The organism is Exiguobacterium aurantiacum DSM 6208 (assembly GCF_000702585.1).
GTDB classification, from domain to species: Bacteria; Bacillota; Bacilli; order Exiguobacteriales; family Exiguobacteriaceae; genus Exiguobacterium; species Exiguobacterium aurantiacum.
This window is the reverse complement of sequence record NZ_JNIQ01000001.1, coordinates 601,821-620,000: the sequence shown is the minus strand read 5'-3', so window position 1 is coordinate 620,000 and position 18,180 is coordinate 601,821. Positions and strand designations below refer to the sequence as shown.

The following is an 18,180-nucleotide window of genomic DNA, read 5'->3' as shown; positions in this document are numbered from 1 at the left end:
TAACAGTATATCAAAAAAAGCGTTTTCTTGAGGGGATGGAAATCAACAATTTCACGCGCAACAAAAAAACTCTCTACCCCGATGGGCAGAGAGTTTGAACCAAATTGTTCGAAGATTAACGCTTCGAGAACTGTGGTGCGCGACGTGCTGCTTTAAGACCGTATTTTTTACGCTCTTTCATACGTGCGTCACGAGTCAAGAAGCCTTTTTCTTTGAGGCTTGGACGGAATTCTGGGTCCGCTTGAAGAAGCGCACGTGATACGCCGTGGCGAATCGCTCCAGCTTGTCCAGTGAATCCACCGCCGTTAACGTTAACGATTACATCGTATTTACCTTCTGTTTCAGTCAATACGAGTGGTGATTTAGCCATCATGATCAAAGTCTCATGACCGAAGTATTCTGAAATATCGCGGCCATTTACAACAACTTTACCGTCACCTGCAACGAGGTGAACGCGAGCCACCGAGTGTTTGCGGCGGCCTGTTCCGTAGTAACGTACATCTGCCATCGTTTAGTTCCTCCCTGTGTCCCGATTAACCGCGAAGTTCGTAAACTTCTGGTTTTTGTGCTTCGTGCTTGTGCTCAGCTCCAGCGTAAACGTGGAGTTTGTTGAATGATTGACGACCGAGTGATCCTTTTGGAAGCATCCCTTTGATCGCGAGTTCAAGCATACGCTCTGGACGTTTTGCAAGAAGCTCTTTTGCAGTTTGTGATTTCAAACCGCCTGGATGACCTGAATGACGGTAGTAGATCTTGTCATTCAACTTGTTACCAGTTAAGTGGATTTTTTCAGCGTTGATGATGATGACGTGGTCTCCGCAATCAACGTGTGGTGTGAAAGTTGGCTTGTGCTTACCGCGAAGAAGTGATGCTACTTCACTAGTCAAACGACCAAGTGTTTTGCCTTCTGCGTCGATAAGGAGCCATTTGCGTTCTACTTCAGATGCTTTTGCCATGAATGTCGTGCGCATGTGGAATACCTCCTAAAATGTCTGTTCACTAAATTTTTTTACTGCTTGGGTGATGCTTTATCATAATCCTAGTTTACGGGGCTAAGATTGTGGTTCATCTCTCAATATGAAAATGAAATGCCAATGAATATAATACGATTTTATAAAGGGAATGTCAATCTACTTTTTCATAATTCACGTTCCATAAATAAAGGCCGTGCGGCGGCGCCGTAATTCCAGCGGCGCGGCGGTCTTTTTCGCCTAACATCCGGACGATATCGGCCGGCTCGTACTTGCCCCTGCCGACCTCGAGCAACGTCCCGACCATGATTCGGACTTGGTTGTACAAGAAGCCCGAACCGACGAAACGAAAATACATCTCGTCCTCCGTTTCTACTAGTCCCGCCTCATAGATCGTTCGCACGCGGTCACTCACTTCCGCTTTTGTCACGGAGAACGACGTGAAGTCGTGCGTGCCGACTAAATGGACGAGCGCTTCCCGCATCCGTTCGATATCAAGATCATACGTTACCGTCACGGCATGATGGCGTCGGAACGGATCGGCTTCCGCTCGTATGAAATAGCGATACTCTTTCCGCTTCGCTCCGTAGCGGGCGTGAAAGTCTGTCTCTACGTCGATAGCGGTCTTGACGAGAATGTCATCCGGCAACATCGCATTCAACGCCTTGACGAAACGGTCGGCCGGCATACCGAGATGGGTGTCAAAGTGCAGCACTTGCCCTTTCGCATGGACGCGCGCATCGGTACGCCCTGAAGCCACGACTTTAACCGCTCGGCCATGCATCCGGTTCAAGACCGCCTCCACTTCCGCTTGAATCGTGTTGCCGTTGGGCTGGACTTGATAACCGGCATAGTTCGTCCCGTCATAGGCGATCGTCATTTTAATTCGTCTCATCCAATCCCTCGCAATCCTAACAACATAAGCGTCAATACGACGAACGAGACGAGTAATGCCGTATCACGGCGATGCCACGTCATCTCCCGCCATCTCGTCCGCCCTTCGCCCCCACGGTACCCACGGGCCTCCATCGCCGTAGCGAGGTCCTCAGCACGCTTAAACGCCGATACGAATAACGGGATCATAAGGGGAACGACCGCTTTGAGACGGTCTTTGATCGGGCCGCTCTTTAAATCCACGCCCCGGGCCTGCTGCGCTTTCATGATTCGGTCTGTCTCGTCAGCGAGCGTCGGCAAGAACCGAAGAGAGATGGACAGCATGAGGGCGATCTCGTGCGCCGGGACTTTGAAGCGTTCGAGCGGACGGAGTCCGGCCTCAATCGAATCCGTCAGTTCCATCGGTGTCGTCGTGAGCGTGACGAGTGTCGTTAACATGACGAGATAAAAGAAACGAAGCGAGACGATCAGCCCCATGCGAATCCCTTCCGAGTAAATCGCGAACGGTCCGAACGAGACGAGCAAGTCCCCGTCCCGATTGAAGAACAGTTGCAAGAGGAGCGTGAAGATGATGAGAAACAGAATCATCCGCAACCCGTTCCATAAGTAGCGCCAAGACAGTTGCGACAGTTTGACCGCAAACAGTGTGAACGCGAGCAAGAACACGTTCGTCCATAAGTTGTCCGCCAAAAAGACGACCGGGATGAACAAGAGAATAAATAACGTCTTCGCCCGGGCATCGAGCGTATGAAGCCATGAGTGCCCCGGAATGTATTGTCCGATGATCACACGGGTCCCTCCTTTTGCAGCTGGGCCGCAATCCAATCCGCCAACTCACTCTCTGTCCGTAACGATGGAGCCGGTTCTCCGAACGCGGGCGCGAGTTCGAGCGCTAGCGCGAGGACGTGTGGAACATCCAGTTGCAACGACTGAACGAGCGCTTCGTCACGGAACAAGACGAATGGATCCCCATCGAAGGCAACCGCGCCCCGTTCCATGACGACGACACGTTCGGCGTACGTCAAGACGTCATTCATGTCGTGCGAGACGAGAATGAGCGTCAACTCGAGTTCTTCTTTCAACCGTTTGAACAAACTGAGCATCTCCCGGCGCCCGAGTGGATCGAGCCCGGCTGTCGGTTCATCGACGACCAACACGTCAGGACGGCTTGCGAGCACGCCTGCAATCGCCACACGGCGCATTTGTCCCCCTGACAAGTCGAACGGGGAACGTGTCCATAGCGCCTCGTCTAAACCGACGAGACGGAGAGCGGCATGAGCCCGCTCTTTCGCTTCGGCCTCGGCCGCACCAAAATTACGCGGACCAAACATGACGTCGCGTTCGACCGTCTCTTCGAACAGTTGATGTTCGGGATATTGAAAGACGAGCCCAACGCGGCGCCGAAGCGGGAGTAAGCTTTGTTTTTTGTCACGTCGTTTTGTGATCGCCCGGACTTCGATATCGTCGACGACGACTTTCCCTTTCGACGGTCGCAATAGTCCGTTCAAATGTTGAACGAGCGTCGACTTTCCTGAGCCGGTATGGCCAAGAAACGCAACAAGCGCCCCCGACGGAATTCTTACATTCACATCGCGCAGCGCGGTTCGTTCAAACGGAGTATTCAATTGGTATAGGTAAGTCACTTCTTCAATGCTAATCGGCATAGATGATTCACCAACTCCGAATGTTGTAGCATCAGACGATCGAGTGGAATGCCTCGTTCCTTCAGTTCGAGTTGCATCCTGACAATGAACGGCACATCGAGTTGGATGGCACGTAACGCGTCCGGATGTTGAAACACGTCTTCAGGTGTCCCGGTCATGGCGATTTCGCCTTTCGACAGGGCAATAATACGGTCAGCAAACAACACTTCGTCGAGCTCGTGGGTAATGGCGACAACGGTCATCCCTTCTGAGACGAGCTGTTGCACCGTTTGTAACACCTCTTTACGCCCAATCGGGTCAAGCATCGAGGTCGCTTCATCGAGCACGAGGACATGCGGGCGCATTGCGAGAGCCGAAGCAATCGCAACACGCTGCTTTTGTCCACCGGATAACTGATGCGGTTCACGGTCCGCTAGTTCCGATAATCCAACGCGCGCTAGACTGTCATCAATTCGACGAACCATTTCTTGACGTGGAAGTCCCATGTTTTCGAGAGAGAATGCCACATCATCGCGCACGGTCGCCCCGACAAACTGGTTGTCGGGATTTTGGAAGACGACACCGACCCGTTTTCGAACGTCCCACACGTCTGTGGCGTTCGTCGGATCAAGTGTCTCTACCCGGACTTCTCCTTCTTGAGGAAGCAAAAGCCCGTTCCACAGCTTCGTTAAAGTCGACTTACCAGAACCGTTATGGCCGACGATGGCGAGCCATTCCCCTTTGTATACATCGAGTGACAGCCCGTTTAAGGCTGGCTCGGTCTGTCCCGGGTAACGAAACACGATATCGCGTACCATAATCTGCGTTTCCATCTGTCGACTCCTTTCCGATGTGGAAACAGGGCAATACGTCACCGCATGCCCTGTTGACTGCCTAATGAATTAGACGAGTTCGATGATTACAACTTCAGCACCGTCACCGCGGCGTGGGCCGACTTTCATGATGCGTGTGTATCCACCTTGACGTTCAGCGTAGCGTGGTGCCACGTCTTCGAACAATTTTTGGATTGCGTCTTTTTCTCCAGCGTTCTCTTTGCGAACGAATGAAGCTACTTGACGACGGGCATGAAGATCGCCACGTTTCCCAAGAGTGATCAATTTTTCAACGACTGGGCGAAGTTCTTTCGCTTTTTGTTCAGTTGTTTGAATGCGCTCGTTGATAATAAGGTCAGTTGCAAGATCACGCAAAAGTGCCTTACGTTGTGAGCTTGTACGGCCAAGTTTCGAATAAGCCATTACATTTCCCTCCTTCGGTTGAACTTAGTCTTCTTTACGCAAGCCCAAACCGAGCTCGTCCAACTTGAGTTGAACTTCTTCGAGTGATTTACGTCCGAGGTTACGGACTTTCATCATCTCTTCCTCAGATTTGTTTGCGAGTTCTTGAACAGTGTTGATGCCAGCGCGCTTCAAGCAGTTGTACGAACGAACTGAGAGATCGAGTTCTTCAATCGTCATTTCGAGTACTTTTTCTTTTTGGTCTTCTTCTTTCTCGACCATAATTTCTGCATTGAGAGCTTCGTCAGTCAAGCCAACAAAGATGTTCAAGTGTTCTGTCAAAATTTTCGCCCCGAGCGATACCGCTTCTTCCGGACGGATTGAACCATCTGTCCACACGTCTAATAGAAGCTTATCGAAGCTAGCGTCTTGACCGACACGTGTTTTGTCTACTTCGTAGTTCACGCGTTGAATCGGTGTGTAGATCGAATCGATTGGAATGACACCAATCGGCATATCATCACGTTTGTTATCTTCTGCCTGGACGTAACCACGACCACGGCGAGCAGTCAAACGCATGCGAAGCGTCGCGTTGTCAGCGAGAGTCGCGATGTGGAGCTCAGGATTCAAGATTTCAACGTCGCTATCATGGGTAATGTCTGCCGCAGTGACAGCACCGGCACTTGAAACATTAATCTCAAGCGTCTTCTCTTCGTCCGAGTACACTTTGAGCGCTAACTTCTTCAGGTTTAATACGATTTGTGTGACGTCTTCGACGACACCGTCAATCGTAGAGAACTCGTGAAGCACGCCATCGATTTGTACTGCCGTTACCGCTGCACCAGGGAGCGATGACAATAAAATTCGACGCAGTGAGTTACCGAGAGTCGTGCCATATCCACGTTCAAGCGGTTCGACTACGAATTTACCAAACGTAGCATCCTCGCTGATTTCGACCGTTTCGATCTTTGGTTTTTCAATCTCGATCATCTGAACCCCTCCTTGAGTGTATCCTGCCATGCAGCTTGCACTGCATTGTATATGCTGTCCGTGCTAGGTAAGCCCATCACACGCTCAAGCGATTATACGCGGCGACGTTTTGGAGGGCGGCAACCGTTGTGCGGAACTGGAGTTACGTCACGGATTGCAGTTACTTCAAGACCAGTAGCTTGGAGGGCACGGATAGCCGCTTCACGTCCAGCACCAGGACCTTTAACGTTAACTTCTACTGTACGCATACCGTTGTCCATTGCAACTTTCGCTGCAGTTTCAGCAGCCAATTGTGCTGCGAACGGAGTCGATTTACGTGATCCTTTAAATCCAAGGTTACCAGAAGTAGCCCATGAGATCGCGTTACCTTGCGTATCAGTGATAGTGATGATTGTGTTGTTGAATGTAGAACGGATGTGTACCACACCGACTTCAACATGTTTTTTAACTTTACGTTTAGAACGTACGTTTTGCTTACGTTTCGCCATTGTTCAATTCCCTCCTTTACTTCTTCTTGTTCGCTACTGTACGGCGTGGGCCTTTACGAGTACGCGAGTTGTTCTTCGTGTTTTGACCGCGAACAGGGAGACTACGACGGTGACGGACACCGCGATATGCGCCGATTTCGATCAAACGCTTAATGTTGAGTGAAACTTCACGACGAAGGTCACCTTCAACTTTGATTCCGTCGATTGCTTCACGGATACGGTTGATTTCGTCCTCTGTCAAATCACGTGTGCGTGAATCTTCAGATACGTTTGCAGCCTTCAAAATTTCTTGTGCTCTTGTTTTACCAATACCAAAGATGTATGTGAGCGAAATAACGATACGTTTTTCGCGTGGAATATCTACACCAGCAATACGTGCCATGTGTGCACCTCCTCTTAGATTAACCTTGTTTTTGTTTGTGTTTCGGGTTTTCGCAAATTACCATTACTTTACCCTTACGACGAATAACTTTACATTTTTCGCAGATCGGTTTTACCGACGGTCTTACTTTCATGATTATACCCTCCTCCTGGAAAAATCGGAGTTACTTGTAACGGTACGTAATCCGCCCGCGAGTCAAGTCGTACGGAGACAACTCGACAGTTACGCGGTCACCTGGAAGGATTCGAATGTAGTGCATCCGAATTTTCCCTGAGACGTGCGCGAGCACCGTGTGGCCGTTTTCTAACTCCACTTTAAACATTGCGTTTGGAAGTGGTTCGACAACAGTGCCTTCCACTTCAATGACATCTTGTTTCGCCATCATTTATTCCCCTTTCTATATGAAGATATTTAGGAGCACAGACGATCTATCGCATTGTACTGTGAGAGAAGGATCCGTAACGGATCAGCACGAAGCAATAGAGCCTCATTCACCGGAATCGAGTTTCGTTAAAATCTCGTATCCATCGTCTGTGATGGCGATGGTGTGCTCAAAGTGGGCGCACATGCTACCGTCCACTGTCACAACTGTCCAGTTGTCAGCCAGTGTTCGAACATAGCGTTGACCAGCGTTCACCATCGGTTCGATAGCTAACGTCATTCCAGTCTTCAGGCGTGGCCCTTTCCCCGGTGGACCATAGTGTGGGATTTGCGGTTCTTCATGCAAATTTTGTCCAACACCATGACCGACGTATTCGCGGACGACCGAAAAATCGTGTGACTCGACATACGCTTGAATCGCATGTGAGATATCCGTTAATCGTTGCCCAGCCTTGGCGTGCTCCAATCCTTTATACAGACTTTCTTCAGTTACGTCAAGTAACCGCTGTGTCTCTTCCGAGATTGTCCCGACTGGATAAGTCCAAGCCGAGTCTCCATGGTATCCGTTATAGTGAGCACCGATGTCGATGGAGATAATATCTCCGTCGTTCAATACCCGCTTTCCGGGAATGCCATGAACAAGTTCTTCATTCACCGACGCGCAAACACTACCGGTAAACCCGTTGTAGCCTTTGAACGAAGGTGTTGCACCTTGGCTGCGAATGTAATCTTCCGCAATCCGATCGAGGTCAAGCGTCGTGATTCCTGGTTTGATATGCTCTTTGAGCACCTGGTGCGTTCGAGCAACAATTTGCCCAGCCTCACGCATAATCGCAATTTCACGAGGCGTCTTCGTGATGATCATTCAGTATCACCGAGTAACGCTTTGACATCGGCATAAACGACATCGATTGGACGATCTCCATCCAATGTACGAAGATACCCTTTTTTAGCGTAAAAGTCAATGAGTGGTTTCGATTGCTCGATGTTGACGTCAAGGCGACGGCGGACCGTTTCCTCTTTATCGTCTTCACGTTGCATGAGTGCCGACCCATCCACATCACAGATGCCTTCCACTTTTGGCGGGTTGAAGATCACATGATATGTCGCTCCACACGTCGGGCAGATCCAACGACCTGTCAAACGCGGAACGAGAATTTCCGCATCCACATCAATGTTGACGACGTGGTCAATCTGTTTTCCCAAATCTTTAAGCAAACTTTCGAGTGCCTCTGCTTGAGCAACAGTACGCGGGAATCCATCGAGCAAGAAGCCGTTTTTCGTATCATCTTGACTCAAGCGCTCACGTACGATTCCGATTGTTACCTCATCCGGTACGAGTTCACCTTTATCCATGAACGATTTTGCTTCTTTTCCGAGTGGCGTTCCGCCTTTGATTGCCGCACGAAACATGTCGCCTGTCGAAATGTGTGGGATTTGATACTCTTCGACGATTTTAGCCGCTTGAGTCCCTTTCCCTGCACCCGGTAAGCCCATGAGTACTAGATTCATCTCAGTTAGCCTCCAGTTTTGTTTTTCACGAACAGGTCGTAACACGACAGGAAGGAAGGGTTCACCCTTCCTTCCGCTTTAACGGATAAAGCCTTTGTAGTGTCGTTTTACGAGTTGGCTTTCGATTTGTTTCATCGTTTCGAGGGCTACCCCGATGACGATCAACAAGCTCGTCCCTCCGATTTGCACCGAAGTTGGAAGACCGGCAAGCTTAATGAAGATTGTCGGCATGATCGCGACGAGCGATAAGAAGATCGCTCCGAAGAAAGTCAATCGATAGAGCAACTTCGTGATGTACTGTTCTGTTTGCGCCCCAGGACGAATCCCAGGAATATAACCACCTTGCTTCTGCAGGTTTTCTGCCATTTGTTCCGGGTTGACCTGAACAAACGTATAGAAGTAAGCGAACGCGATGATGAGCGCTACATAGATCGACATTCCGATCGGAGCTGTCGTATCAAAGTAAGTCTGCAACTTTTGCGTCGTTTCCGGAGAAGCAATGAAGCTTGCAACAGTTGGCGGTGTCACCATGAAGGAAATCGCGAAGATAACCGGGATAACACCAGCCGCGTTTAGCTTGATCGGCAAGTGCGTCGACTGACCGCCCACTGGGGTACGGTTCGCCGTGCGCTTCGCATATTGAATCGGGATTTTGCGCGCCGCTTGTTGAACATAAATGATCCCAACCGTCACAGCCAAAATGACCAACGCCAATACAACCAAGTAAACAATGTTAATGAATAACGCATCTCCAGCATTTTGGAGTTTCGTTTCATAAATCTGCGTGAAGATTCTTGGGAACCCAGCGATGATTCCGGCGAAGATGATGATGGAAATACCATTCCCAACACCCTTCTCCGTCGTCATCTCACCTAAGAACATCAAGAACGCTGTACCTGCAGTGAGTACAATCGCGATCACAAAGTAGGTCGCCGTTCCCCACGTCTCATTGACGAGACCTGGGTAGAGACGGTTGAATCCGAACGACAATGATGTCGCTTGAATAAATCCTAAGATGATCGTTCCATAGCGCGTGACCGTCGCTAACTTCTTACGACCCGCCTCACCTTGTTTCGCCCATTCGGCAAACTTCGGTACGACGTCCATTTGTAAGAGTTGCACGACGATCGATGCCGTAATGTACGGCATGATCCCCATTGCGAACAGGGAGAAGTTCTGTAAAGCATTTCCTCCAAACAAGTTCAAGAAGTCTAAAAGACCACCTGAGTCAAAACGCAACACATCCGTATTCACCATCGGCACCGGGATATGGGCCCCGATGCGGAAAATGATGATGATTGCGAGTGTGAAGAGAATACGCTGTCGAATATCTTTCACGCGCCACATATTGGAGATCGTCTGAAACATCAGATCACCTCAACTGAACCGCCAGCTGCTTCGATCGCTTCTTTCGCTGCACCCGAGAATTTGTTGGCTTTTACAGTCAATTTCGTTTCAAGCTTGCCGTTAGCAAGTACTTTGATCCCGTCTTTAGCAGAGCTGACAACACCAGTCTCGATTAAGAGTTCTGGAGTAACTTCAGTACCTGCCTCGAAACGGTTAAGCGTGTCTAGGGAAACAACTGCATACTCTTTACGAGTAGGGTTGTTGAAACCGCGTTTTGGAAGACGACGGTAAAGTGGGTTTTGCCCACCTTCAAATCCTGGACGAACGCCACCGCCCGAACGAGCTTTTTGACCTTTGTGTCCACGGCCAGAAGTTTTACCGTTACCAGTCGCCATACCGCGACCGACACGGTTGCGTTCGTGACGTGAACCTGGAGTTGGCTTCAATTCATGGAGTTTCATAGTGGCACCTCCTTATTTATTAAGATCGTTTGATTATTCGTTGATTTCTTTTACAGTCACAAGGTGCGACACTTTTTTGACCATACCGCGCATCGCGACGTTGTCAGGGACAACTACTGTCTGATGCATTTTGCGAAGACCAAGTGTACGTACTGTTACACGCTGATCCTCAGGACGGCCAATAATGCTGCGTGTGAGGGTGATTGCGAGTTTCGCCATGTCTAGTTCCCTCCCTTATTTAAGAAGTTCTTCTACGCTTTTACCGCGTAGTTTAGCAACTTCCTCTGCTTTTTTAAGCTCTGTCAAGCCTTTAACCGTCGCGCGGACGATGTTGATTGGTGTGTTAGAACCTAACGATTTCGAAAGGATGTCACCTACACCTGCAAGTTCGAGTACGGCACGAACCGGACCACCTGCGATAACCCCAGTACCTTCAGAAGCTGGTTTCATGAATACACGACCTGCTCCGAATACTCCTGTGATTTCGTGTGGAATTGTTGTACCGACCATTGGTACTTGAACCATGTTTTTCTTAGCGGCTTCAATAGCCTTACGGATCGCTTCTGGCACCTCTTGTGCCTTACCTGTACCGAAACCGACGTGACCATTCTTGTCACCTACGACTACGAGAGCGGCGAAACGGAAGCGACGGCCACCTTTCACGACTTTCGCGACGCGGTTTACGGTAACAACGCGTTCTTCGAGTTGTTCCATGTTAACGTCTAACTGGCGCATCGAGTGTCCCCTCCTTTTTATTAGAATTTAAGACCTGCTTCACGAGCTGCTTCAGCAACAGCTTTGACGCGGCCATGATAGAGGTATCCACCACGGTCGAACACAACAGTGTCGATACCTTTCTCGAGTGCACGTTCAGCAGCAAGTTTACCGACAGCTTTCGCTGCTTCAACGTTACCACCGTTTGTAAGATCGAGAGCTTTATCTTTCGAAGATGCTGACACAAGCGTTGTTTGTGACGCGTCATCGATGAGTTGTACGTAAATGTGTTTGCTTGAGCGGAATACGTTCAAACGTGGACGAGCTGCTGTCCCCGTGATCGTACGACGTACACGAGCATGACGCTTTTTACGAACTGCATTTTTATCTGCTTTTGTGATCATTTATGCCACTCCTTTCCGTTCATTTCGTGACGAATTACTTACCAGTCTTACCTTCTTTACGGCGAATACGTTCATCAGAGTAACGAACACCTTTACCTTTGTAAGGTTCTGGAGCACGGTACGAGCGGATTTGAGCAGCAACGTGACCGACGCGCTCTTTGTTAATCCCTTTTACGATGATTTGCGTGTTTGAAGGAACTTCGATCTCGATACCTTCTTCAGCAACGTACTCGATTGGGTGCGAGTAGCCGAGGCTGAGGACGAGTTTGTTCCCTTGCTTAGCAGCACGGTAACCAACCCCTGAGATCTCAAGTGTTTTCTGGAATCCGTTAGACACACCTTCCACCATGTTGGCGATAAGGGCACGTGTCGTACCGTGGATCGTACGGTTCTCTTTCGAGTCATCCGGACGAACGACAGTCAATTCGTTCTCTTCAACTTTGATTTCCAATGCTGGGTTAGCTGAAAGCGAAAGTTCACCTTTAGCACCTTTTACTGTGACCGTGTTGTCTTCTGCAACTGTTACAGTAACGCCAGCTGGAATCGTAACTGGTTTTTTACCAATACGTGACATTGATTACACCTCCGTTCTTGTTAGAAAAGTGACTTACCAGATGTAGGCGAGCACTTCGCCGCCGACTTGTTGTTGGCGAGCTTCTTTATCAGTCATAAGACCTTTTGATGTCGAAAGAACTGCGATACCGAGTCCTCCGAGTACTTTTGGTACTTCATCTGCTTTTGCATATACACGAAGACCTGGTTTCGAAATACGTTTGAGACCAGTGATAACACGTTCGTTGCTTGCTCCATACTTAAGGAAAAGACGAAGTGTACCTTGTTTAGCGTCCTCGATATATTCAACATCGCGAATGAAACCTTCACGCTTGAGGATCTCTGCAACCTCACGTTTGATATTAGAAGCTGGAAGCTCCAATTTTTCATGGCGAACCATGTTAGCGTTACGGATACGTGTAAGCATATCTGCAATTGGGTCTGTCATTACCATGCGATGTACCTCCTTTCACACTGTTAGTGGATTACCAGCTTGCTTTTTTAACACCAGGGATTTGACCTTTGTATGCAAGATCACGGAACTTGATACGGCTGATCCCGAATTTACCCATGTAACCATGTGGACGACCTGTGATGCTGCAACGGTTGTGCAAGCGAACAGGTGACGAGTTACGTGGCAATTTGCTGAGTCCGATATAATCGCCTTCAGCTTTCAATTGTGCACGTTTCTCAGCGTACTGGGCAACGAGTTTCTCGCGTTTGATTTCGCGATTCACCATTGACTTTTTAGCCATGTTGTCGACCTCCCTTTAGATTATTTTTGGAATGGCATTCCGAGAAGTGTGAGCAATTCACGTGCTTCTTCGTCTGTGTTCGCTGTTGTAACAACAACGATATCCATACCACGTACTTTAGAGACTTTATCGTAATCGATCTCAGGGAAAATAAGTTGCTCTTTCACGCCAAGCGTGTAGTTACCGCGTCCGTCGAATGCTTTCTTCGATACACCGCGGAAGTCACGTACACGTGGAAGTGAAACAGTTACCAATTTGTCGAGGAAATCGTACATGCGCTCGCCACGAAGAGTTACTTTCGCACCGATTGGCATGCCTTCACGAAGTTTGAAACCAGCGATTGATTTCTTAGCCTTCGTTACGAGTGGTTTTTGACCAGAAAGAATTGATAATTCTTCCACTGCCATATCAAGTGCTTTCGAGTTCGAAACAGCGTCACCTACACCCATGTTGATGACGATCTTGTCGACCTTCGGTACTTGCATGACTGAGTCATAGTTGAATTTATCCATCATCGCTTTCACGATGTCGCTTTTATACTTCTCTTGCAAACGGTTCATAGTCGAATGGACCTCCTTTCGTCACGTTCTTCTTATTTATCGAGTACTTCGCCCGATTTCGCGACACGAACTTTTTTACCATCGACTACTTTGAAACCAACACGAGTTGGTTTGCCCGTTTTCGGGTCGAGTGGCATGACGTTCGAGACGTGAATTGGTGCTTCGATTTCAAGGATACCGCCTTGTGGATTCGCTTGTGATGGTTTCGAGTGTTTTTTAATCACGTTGATACCTTCTACGACTACGCGGTTCTTGCTTGGCATCGCTTTGAGGATAACCCCTTGCTTGCCTTTATCTTTACCAGACATTACCTGGACTGTATCGCCTTTTTTAACATGCATCGTTTGCGCACCTCCTTATAGGATTGAAATTGGAAATTAAAGTACTTCCGGTGCCAACGAAACGATCTTCATGAATTCTTTTTCACGAAGTTCACGTGCAACTGGCCCGAAGATCCGTGTGCCGCGTGGGCTCTTGTCATCTTTGATGATGACTGCTGCGTTCTCATCGAAACGGATGTACGAACCATCTTTACGACGAGCGCCGCGTTTTGTACGAACGACAACTGCTCTGACAACGTCACCTTTTTTAACAACGCCACCTGGTGTTGCTTGTTTTACCGTCGCGACGATGATGTCACCGATGTTGGCAGTCTTACGACCTGAACCACCGAGGACTTTAATTGTCAACAGTTCACGCGCGCCAGAGTTGTCTGCTACTTTCAAGCGAGATTCTTGTTGAATCATGCGAGTGTACCTCCCTCCGGATGTTTATAGATCCGAACTGTTATTAGATGATTACTGATTCTTCGATTACTGTTACGAGACGGAAACGTTTGTCTTTCGAAAGTGGACGTGTTTCCGCGATGCGTACGATATCGCCAACCTTAGCGACATTGTTCTCATCATGCGCTTTAAATTTGTTCGTGCTGTTCACACGTTTACCATAAAGCTTATGACGTACTTTTGTTTCAACTGCAACGACGATCGTTTTGTCCATTTTGTCAGACACGACGCGTCCAGTGAGCACTTTACGCTGATTGCGTTCCATGAGTGTTACCTCCTCTTCAAGAATCCGATTAGATTAGCCGTTGTTGATGCCGAGTTCGCGTTCACGAAGAATCGTTTTAGCACGCGCAATCGACTTGCGTACTTCACGGATACGAGCAGGATTCTCAAGCTGACCTGTAGCTAATTGGAAACGAAGGTTAAAGAGTTCTTCTTTCCACTCGCCTACTTTACCGTTGAGCTCTTCAGTTGTTGATTGACGGAGATCAGTTGCTTTCATTCGTATCACCACCATTTTCTTCACGTTTCACGAACTTACATTTGACTGGAAGTTTGTGCGATGCAAGACGAAGCGCCTCACGTGCCACTTCCTCAGATACACCTGCGATTTCGAACATTACTTTGCCAGGCTTAACTACAGCTACCCAGCCTTCTGGAGCACCTTTACCCGAACCCATTCGGACTTCGAGAGGCTTTTTCGTGTATGGCTTGTGTGGGAAGATCTTGATCCACACTTTACCACCACGTTTCATATAACGTGTCATTGCGATACGTGCTGATTCGATTTGACGGTTTGTGATCCAGCTCGCTTCGAGAGCTTGGAGACCGAATTCACCGAAATGTACTGTTGTGCCGCGTTTTGCATTCCCGCGCATTTTACCACGGTGTACACGACGATATTTCACGCGTTTAGGTAACAACATAGTGTGTTGCCTCCTTCCTGAAAGAGTGTTTATTATTCAGCGTTTTTCGCTGTGTTGTTTTTAGTTGGAAGAACTTCACCATGGTACAACCAGACTTTAATTCCGATCTTACCATAAGTTGTGTCTGCTTCAGCTGTTCCGTAGTCGATGTCGGCACGGAGTGTGTGAAGTGGAACTGTTCCTTCCGAGTACTTCTCTGAACGAGCGATATCAGCGCCACCAAGACGACCAGAAACTTCTGTTTTGATCCCTTTGATGCCTGTACGCATCGAACGTTGGATTGATTGCTTCATTGCACGACGGAAAGATACGCGACCTTCCAATTGACGAGCGATGTTTTCAGCAACGAGTTTTGCAACAGCGTCCGCGTTTTTCACTTCAACAACGTTGATGTGAACACGTTTGCCTTCTGCAAGTTTCGTGATGTTTTTACGGAGTGACTCGATTTCCGAACCACCTTTACCGATAACCATACCTGGCTTCGCAGTGTGAAGCGAAATGTTCACGCGATTTGCAGCGCGCTCGATTTCTACTTTAGAAACACTAGCATCCTTCATTTTGTTTTCGATGTATTCACGAATAACGAAGTCTTCATGAAGGAGATCTGCGTAGTCTTTCTCAGCGTACCAACGCGAATCCCAGTCTTTGATAATACCAACGCGAAGACCGTGCGGATTTACCTTTTGACCCACTACATATCCCTCCTTATTTTTCAGTTACCACGATGTGGATGTGGCTTGTGCGTTTGTTAATACGGCTTGCGCGACCCATCGCACGTGGGCGGAAGCGTTTGAGTGTTGGACCTTCGTTGACAAAAGCTTCTGTGACAACAAGGTTCTCAATGTTCATATCGTAGTTGTGCTCTGCGTTTGCAATCGCCGACTTCAATACTTTTTCAACGACTGGCGACGCTGCCTTGTTCGTGTGAGCAAGGACAGAGAGCGCTTCGCCGACTTGTTTCCCGCGAATTAAGTCTACAACGAGACGTGCTTTGCGAGGAGCAAGACGGACCATATTAGCTGATGCTTTAGCTTGCATGGATTTGACCTCCCCTCAAATTACCGTTTCGTTTTCTTGTCTGATCCGTGACCTTTGTACGTGCGTGTTGGAGCGAACTCACCAAGTTTGTGACCAACCATGTCTTCTGTCACGAATACTGGTACGTGTTTACGACCATCGTGTACACCGAACGTGTGACCCATGAATTCTGGGAAGATCGTCGAGCGACGTGACCAAGTTTTAATAACTTGCTTTTCACCAGATTCGTTGAGTTTATCAACTTTAGCGAGCAAATGGTGATCTGCGAATGGACCTTTTTTCAAGCTGCGACCCATGATAGAACCTCCCTTTGGAATGATTCGGGAACGGCTCTTTCGAACCGCCCGAGAATCATGTAGTGATTATTTCTTACGGCGACGAAGGATGTACATGTCGCTCGATTTGTTTTTCTTACGTGTTTTAAGACCAAGAGCTGGTTTACCCCAAGGAGTAAGTGGGCCCGAACGACCGATTGGCGCACGACCTTCACCACCACCGTGTGGGTGATCAACCGGGTTCATTACAGAACCACGTACTGTTGGGCGTTTGCCTAACCAACGTGAACGTCCTGCTTTACCGATGTTTACGAGTTCGTGTTCTTCGTTACCAACTGAACCGATTGTCGCGCGGCAAGTGCCGAGGAACAAGCGTGATTCACCTGACTGAAGACGAACGATGACGTACTTGCCGTCACGTCCTTGGATTTGTGCCGATGCACCAGCCGCACGAACAAGCTGACCGCCTTTACCAGGCTTAAGCTCGATGTTGTGGATAGTAGTACCGACAGGGATGTTTGCGAGTGGCAACGCGTTCCCTACTTTGATATCCGCTTCTGGGCCAGCCATGATTTCCATGCCTACTTTGATCCCTTTAGGAGCGAGAATGTAACGTTTCTCACCATCTGCATAGTTGATGAGGGCGATGTTCGCTGAACGGTTTGGATCGTACTCGATCGTTGCTACGCGTCCGACGATGCCATCTTTGTTACGTTTGAAATCGATGATACGGTATTTACGTTTGTGTCCGCCACCTTGGTGACGTACAGTCAAACGACCTTGGTTGTTACGTCCGCCTTTTTTCGAAAGCTTTTCAGTTAACGATTTTTCAGGGCGATTCGTAGTGATCTCTGCAAAGTCGAGAGATGTCATATTACGGCGACCGTTAGTGGTCGGCTTAAACTTTTTAATTGCCATCGAGGATTCCCTCCTTTTCTTGTAAAGTAATCAATTAACCGAGGAAGTCGATTGTGTTGCCTTCAGCAAGAGTTACGATCGCTTTCTTACGACGCGATGTGTAACCAGAGTGACGACCGACACGTTTCGCTTTCGGTTTCATGTTCATTGTGTTTACCGAAGCAACTTTCACGTTGAAGATTGTTTCGATAGCGTGTTTCACTTGCGATTTAGTCGCTTTAACTTCGATCTCGAAAACGTATTTGTTAGCTTCCATGAGGCTAACTGAACGTTCAGTGATGATCGGGCGTTTGATGATATCGTATGCTTGAGCCATTATGCAAGCACCTCCTCTACCTTCGCAACCGCATCTTTAGTGAAGATGACTTTGTCGTTAGCAACGAGGTCAAGAACGTTCACGCCTGCTGCTTCGATCACAGTCACTCCTGGGATGTTACGAGCTGCGAGAGCGATAGTCTCATTGTAGTCCGCTGTGACTACAAGAGCCTTACGTTCTACTGAAAGGCTGTTAAGTACAGCAGCCATATCTTTTGTTTTTGGTGCATCGAAAGCAAGGCCTTCGAGGACGATCATTTCGTTGTTTTGTACTTTTGTCGACAAAGCCGAGAGAAGTGCAAGACGACGAACTTTCTTAGGAAGCTTGTAAGAGTATGAACGTGGAGTTGGACCGAAGACTGTTCCACCACCAACCCATTGTGGTGAGCGGATCGAACCTTGGCGCGCACGACCAGTTCCCTTTTGTTTCCATGGTTTACGGCCGCCACCGCGTACTTCCGAGCGACCTTTCGTATCGTGAGTACCTTGACGGCGTGATGCTTGTTGCATGACGATCGCGTCATAAAGTACTGATTCGTTTGGCTCGATACCGAAGATGGCTTCTGCCAATTCGATTTCGCCAACTTGTGAACCTGTTTGGTTAAGCAAAGCTACTTTAGGCATTCGTAATTCC

General features: G+C 48.5%; 34 protein-coding genes. All 34 read right to left on the bottom strand.

What is annotated here, in order from left to right; translation table 11 throughout:
* Positions 1–115: 115 nt before the first annotated feature.
* Positions 116–508, bottom strand: coding sequence for a 30S ribosomal protein S9 (rpsI, locus tag P398_RS0103420; RefSeq protein ID WP_021066631.1), 393 nt, complete (start codon positions 506–508; stop codon positions 116–118).
* A gap of 25 nt (positions 509–533) precedes the next feature.
* Positions 534–971 (bottom strand): 50S ribosomal protein L13, encoded by a 438-nt coding sequence (gene rplM / locus P398_RS0103415; RefSeq protein ID WP_024372202.1) that lies wholly within the window; start codon positions 969–971, stop codon positions 534–536.
* A 154-nt stretch (positions 972–1,125) separates the two neighbouring features.
* The gene (gene truA / locus P398_RS0103410; RefSeq protein ID WP_029334051.1) at positions 1,126–1,866 is read right to left on the bottom strand and encodes a tRNA pseudouridine(38-40) synthase TruA; all 741 of its coding nucleotides are present in this window, start codon (positions 1,864–1,866) and stop codon (positions 1,126–1,128) included.
* A complete protein-coding gene (locus P398_RS0103405; protein ID WP_029334050.1) occupies positions 1,863–2,654 on the bottom strand; it encodes an energy-coupling factor transporter transmembrane component T family protein in 792 nt (263 codons plus the stop codon). Before P398_RS0103405 ends, truA begins: the two co-directional genes overlap by 4 nt.
* Positions 2,651–3,529, bottom strand: coding sequence for an energy-coupling factor transporter ATPase (locus P398_RS0103400; protein WP_029334049.1), 879 nt, complete (start codon positions 3,527–3,529; stop codon positions 2,651–2,653). Before P398_RS0103400 ends, P398_RS0103405 begins: the two co-directional genes overlap by 4 nt.
* The gene (locus P398_RS0103395) at positions 3,505–4,341 is read right to left on the bottom strand and encodes an energy-coupling factor transporter ATPase (protein ID WP_024372198.1); all 837 of its coding nucleotides are present in this window, start codon (positions 4,339–4,341) and stop codon (positions 3,505–3,507) included. Before P398_RS0103395 ends, P398_RS0103400 begins: the two co-directional genes overlap by 25 nt.
* A gap of 69 nt (positions 4,342–4,410) precedes the next feature.
* Positions 4,411–4,764: a 50S ribosomal protein L17 gene (gene rplQ, locus P398_RS0103390; RefSeq protein WP_012727650.1), complete on the bottom strand. Its 354-nt coding sequence runs from the start codon at positions 4,762–4,764 to the stop codon at positions 4,411–4,413.
* Between the two features lie 24 nt (positions 4,765–4,788).
* A complete protein-coding gene (locus P398_RS0103385) occupies positions 4,789–5,733 on the bottom strand; it encodes a DNA-directed RNA polymerase subunit alpha (RefSeq protein WP_021066625.1) in 945 nt (314 codons plus the stop codon).
* A gap of 92 nt (positions 5,734–5,825) precedes the next feature.
* Entirely contained in the window at positions 5,826–6,221 is a 396-nt protein-coding gene (rpsK, locus tag P398_RS0103380; protein ID WP_021066624.1) for a 30S ribosomal protein S11, read from the bottom strand.
* 16 nt (positions 6,222–6,237) lie between these two features.
* Positions 6,238–6,603: a 30S ribosomal protein S13 gene (gene rpsM / locus P398_RS0103375; RefSeq protein WP_024372197.1), complete on the bottom strand. Its 366-nt coding sequence runs from the start codon at positions 6,601–6,603 to the stop codon at positions 6,238–6,240.
* A 19-nt stretch (positions 6,604–6,622) separates the two neighbouring features.
* Positions 6,623–6,736 (bottom strand): 50S ribosomal protein L36, encoded by a 114-nt coding sequence (gene rpmJ, locus P398_RS0103370; RefSeq protein ID WP_003156543.1) that lies wholly within the window; start codon positions 6,734–6,736, stop codon positions 6,623–6,625.
* A gap of 30 nt (positions 6,737–6,766) precedes the next feature.
* On the bottom strand, positions 6,767–6,985 hold the full coding sequence (infA, locus tag P398_RS0103365; protein ID WP_021066622.1) for a translation initiation factor IF-1: 219 nt from the start codon (positions 6,983–6,985) through the stop codon (positions 6,767–6,769).
* A gap of 105 nt (positions 6,986–7,090) precedes the next feature.
* Positions 7,091–7,849, bottom strand: coding sequence for a type I methionyl aminopeptidase (gene map, locus P398_RS0103360; RefSeq protein WP_024372196.1), 759 nt, complete (start codon positions 7,847–7,849; stop codon positions 7,091–7,093).
* The gene (locus P398_RS0103355; protein ID WP_024372195.1) at positions 7,846–8,496 is read right to left on the bottom strand and encodes an adenylate kinase; all 651 of its coding nucleotides are present in this window, start codon (positions 8,494–8,496) and stop codon (positions 7,846–7,848) included. The genes map and P398_RS0103355 overlap by 4 nt, the downstream gene beginning before the upstream one ends.
* Positions 8,497–8,574: 78 nt before the next feature.
* Positions 8,575–9,864, bottom strand: coding sequence for a preprotein translocase subunit SecY (gene secY, locus P398_RS0103350; protein ID WP_024372194.1), 1,290 nt, complete (start codon positions 9,862–9,864; stop codon positions 8,575–8,577).
* On the bottom strand, positions 9,864–10,304 hold the full coding sequence (gene rplO, locus P398_RS0103345) for a 50S ribosomal protein L15 (RefSeq protein ID WP_021066618.1): 441 nt from the start codon (positions 10,302–10,304) through the stop codon (positions 9,864–9,866). Before rplO ends, secY begins: the two co-directional genes overlap by 1 nt.
* Positions 10,305–10,337: 33 nt before the next feature.
* Positions 10,338–10,523: a 50S ribosomal protein L30 gene (gene rpmD / locus P398_RS0103340; RefSeq protein ID WP_024372193.1), complete on the bottom strand. Its 186-nt coding sequence runs from the start codon at positions 10,521–10,523 to the stop codon at positions 10,338–10,340.
* 15 nt (positions 10,524–10,538) lie between these two features.
* Positions 10,539–11,039, bottom strand: a complete 501-nt coding sequence (rpsE, locus tag P398_RS0103335) for a 30S ribosomal protein S5 (protein WP_021066616.1) — start codon at positions 11,037–11,039, stop codon at positions 10,539–10,541.
* A gap of 20 nt (positions 11,040–11,059) precedes the next feature.
* The gene (gene rplR / locus P398_RS0103330) at positions 11,060–11,422 is read right to left on the bottom strand and encodes a 50S ribosomal protein L18 (protein WP_024372192.1); all 363 of its coding nucleotides are present in this window, start codon (positions 11,420–11,422) and stop codon (positions 11,060–11,062) included.
* Between the two features lie 34 nt (positions 11,423–11,456).
* The gene (gene rplF / locus P398_RS0103325) at positions 11,457–11,996 is read right to left on the bottom strand and encodes a 50S ribosomal protein L6 (RefSeq protein ID WP_024372191.1); all 540 of its coding nucleotides are present in this window, start codon (positions 11,994–11,996) and stop codon (positions 11,457–11,459) included.
* A gap of 33 nt (positions 11,997–12,029) precedes the next feature.
* A complete protein-coding gene (rpsH, locus tag P398_RS0103320) occupies positions 12,030–12,428 on the bottom strand; it encodes a 30S ribosomal protein S8 (protein WP_021066614.1) in 399 nt (132 codons plus the stop codon).
* 31 nt (positions 12,429–12,459) lie between these two features.
* Positions 12,460–12,729, bottom strand: a complete 270-nt coding sequence (gene rpsN / locus P398_RS0103315) for a 30S ribosomal protein S14 (protein ID WP_024372190.1) — start codon at positions 12,727–12,729, stop codon at positions 12,460–12,462.
* 20 nt (positions 12,730–12,749) lie between these two features.
* On the bottom strand, positions 12,750–13,289 hold the full coding sequence (gene rplE / locus P398_RS0103310; protein ID WP_024372189.1) for a 50S ribosomal protein L5: 540 nt from the start codon (positions 13,287–13,289) through the stop codon (positions 12,750–12,752).
* Between the two features lie 32 nt (positions 13,290–13,321).
* Entirely contained in the window at positions 13,322–13,630 is a 309-nt protein-coding gene (gene rplX / locus P398_RS0103305) for a 50S ribosomal protein L24 (protein ID WP_021066612.1), read from the bottom strand.
* A gap of 36 nt (positions 13,631–13,666) precedes the next feature.
* Entirely contained in the window at positions 13,667–14,035 is a 369-nt protein-coding gene (gene rplN, locus P398_RS0103300) for a 50S ribosomal protein L14 (protein WP_012727667.1), read from the bottom strand.
* 43 nt (positions 14,036–14,078) lie between these two features.
* The gene (gene rpsQ, locus P398_RS0103295) at positions 14,079–14,339 is read right to left on the bottom strand and encodes a 30S ribosomal protein S17 (protein ID WP_024372188.1); all 261 of its coding nucleotides are present in this window, start codon (positions 14,337–14,339) and stop codon (positions 14,079–14,081) included.
* A 33-nt stretch (positions 14,340–14,372) separates the two neighbouring features.
* Positions 14,373–14,576 carry a 50S ribosomal protein L29 gene (rpmC, locus tag P398_RS0103290; RefSeq protein WP_012727669.1) on the bottom strand — a complete coding sequence of 68 codons (204 nt, stop codon included), beginning with the start codon at positions 14,574–14,576 and terminating at the stop codon, positions 14,373–14,375.
* Complete coding sequence (rplP, locus tag P398_RS0103285) at positions 14,563–15,000, bottom strand: 50S ribosomal protein L16 (RefSeq protein ID WP_012727670.1); 438 nt, start codon at positions 14,998–15,000, stop codon at positions 14,563–14,565. Before rplP ends, rpmC begins: the two co-directional genes overlap by 14 nt.
* Positions 15,001–15,032: 32 nt before the next feature.
* On the bottom strand, positions 15,033–15,692 hold the full coding sequence (gene rpsC, locus P398_RS0103280) for a 30S ribosomal protein S3 (protein ID WP_024372187.1): 660 nt from the start codon (positions 15,690–15,692) through the stop codon (positions 15,033–15,035).
* Between the two features lie 13 nt (positions 15,693–15,705).
* Positions 15,706–16,038 carry a 50S ribosomal protein L22 gene (gene rplV, locus P398_RS0103275; RefSeq protein ID WP_024372186.1) on the bottom strand — a complete coding sequence of 111 codons (333 nt, stop codon included), beginning with the start codon at positions 16,036–16,038 and terminating at the stop codon, positions 15,706–15,708.
* A gap of 20 nt (positions 16,039–16,058) precedes the next feature.
* Entirely contained in the window at positions 16,059–16,334 is a 276-nt protein-coding gene (gene rpsS / locus P398_RS0103270; RefSeq protein WP_012727673.1) for a 30S ribosomal protein S19, read from the bottom strand.
* Positions 16,335–16,400: 66 nt separating this feature from the next.
* Positions 16,401–17,231 (bottom strand): 50S ribosomal protein L2, encoded by an 831-nt coding sequence (gene rplB / locus P398_RS0103265; protein WP_024372185.1) that lies wholly within the window; start codon positions 17,229–17,231, stop codon positions 16,401–16,403.
* 34 nt (positions 17,232–17,265) lie between these two features.
* Complete coding sequence (rplW, locus tag P398_RS0103260; RefSeq protein WP_024372184.1) at positions 17,266–17,547, bottom strand: 50S ribosomal protein L23; 282 nt, start codon at positions 17,545–17,547, stop codon at positions 17,266–17,268.
* Positions 17,547–18,170: a 50S ribosomal protein L4 gene (gene rplD, locus P398_RS0103255; RefSeq protein WP_024372183.1), complete on the bottom strand. Its 624-nt coding sequence runs from the start codon at positions 18,168–18,170 to the stop codon at positions 17,547–17,549. The genes rplW and rplD overlap by 1 nt, the downstream gene beginning before the upstream one ends.
* Positions 18,171–18,180 lie beyond the last annotated feature (10 nt).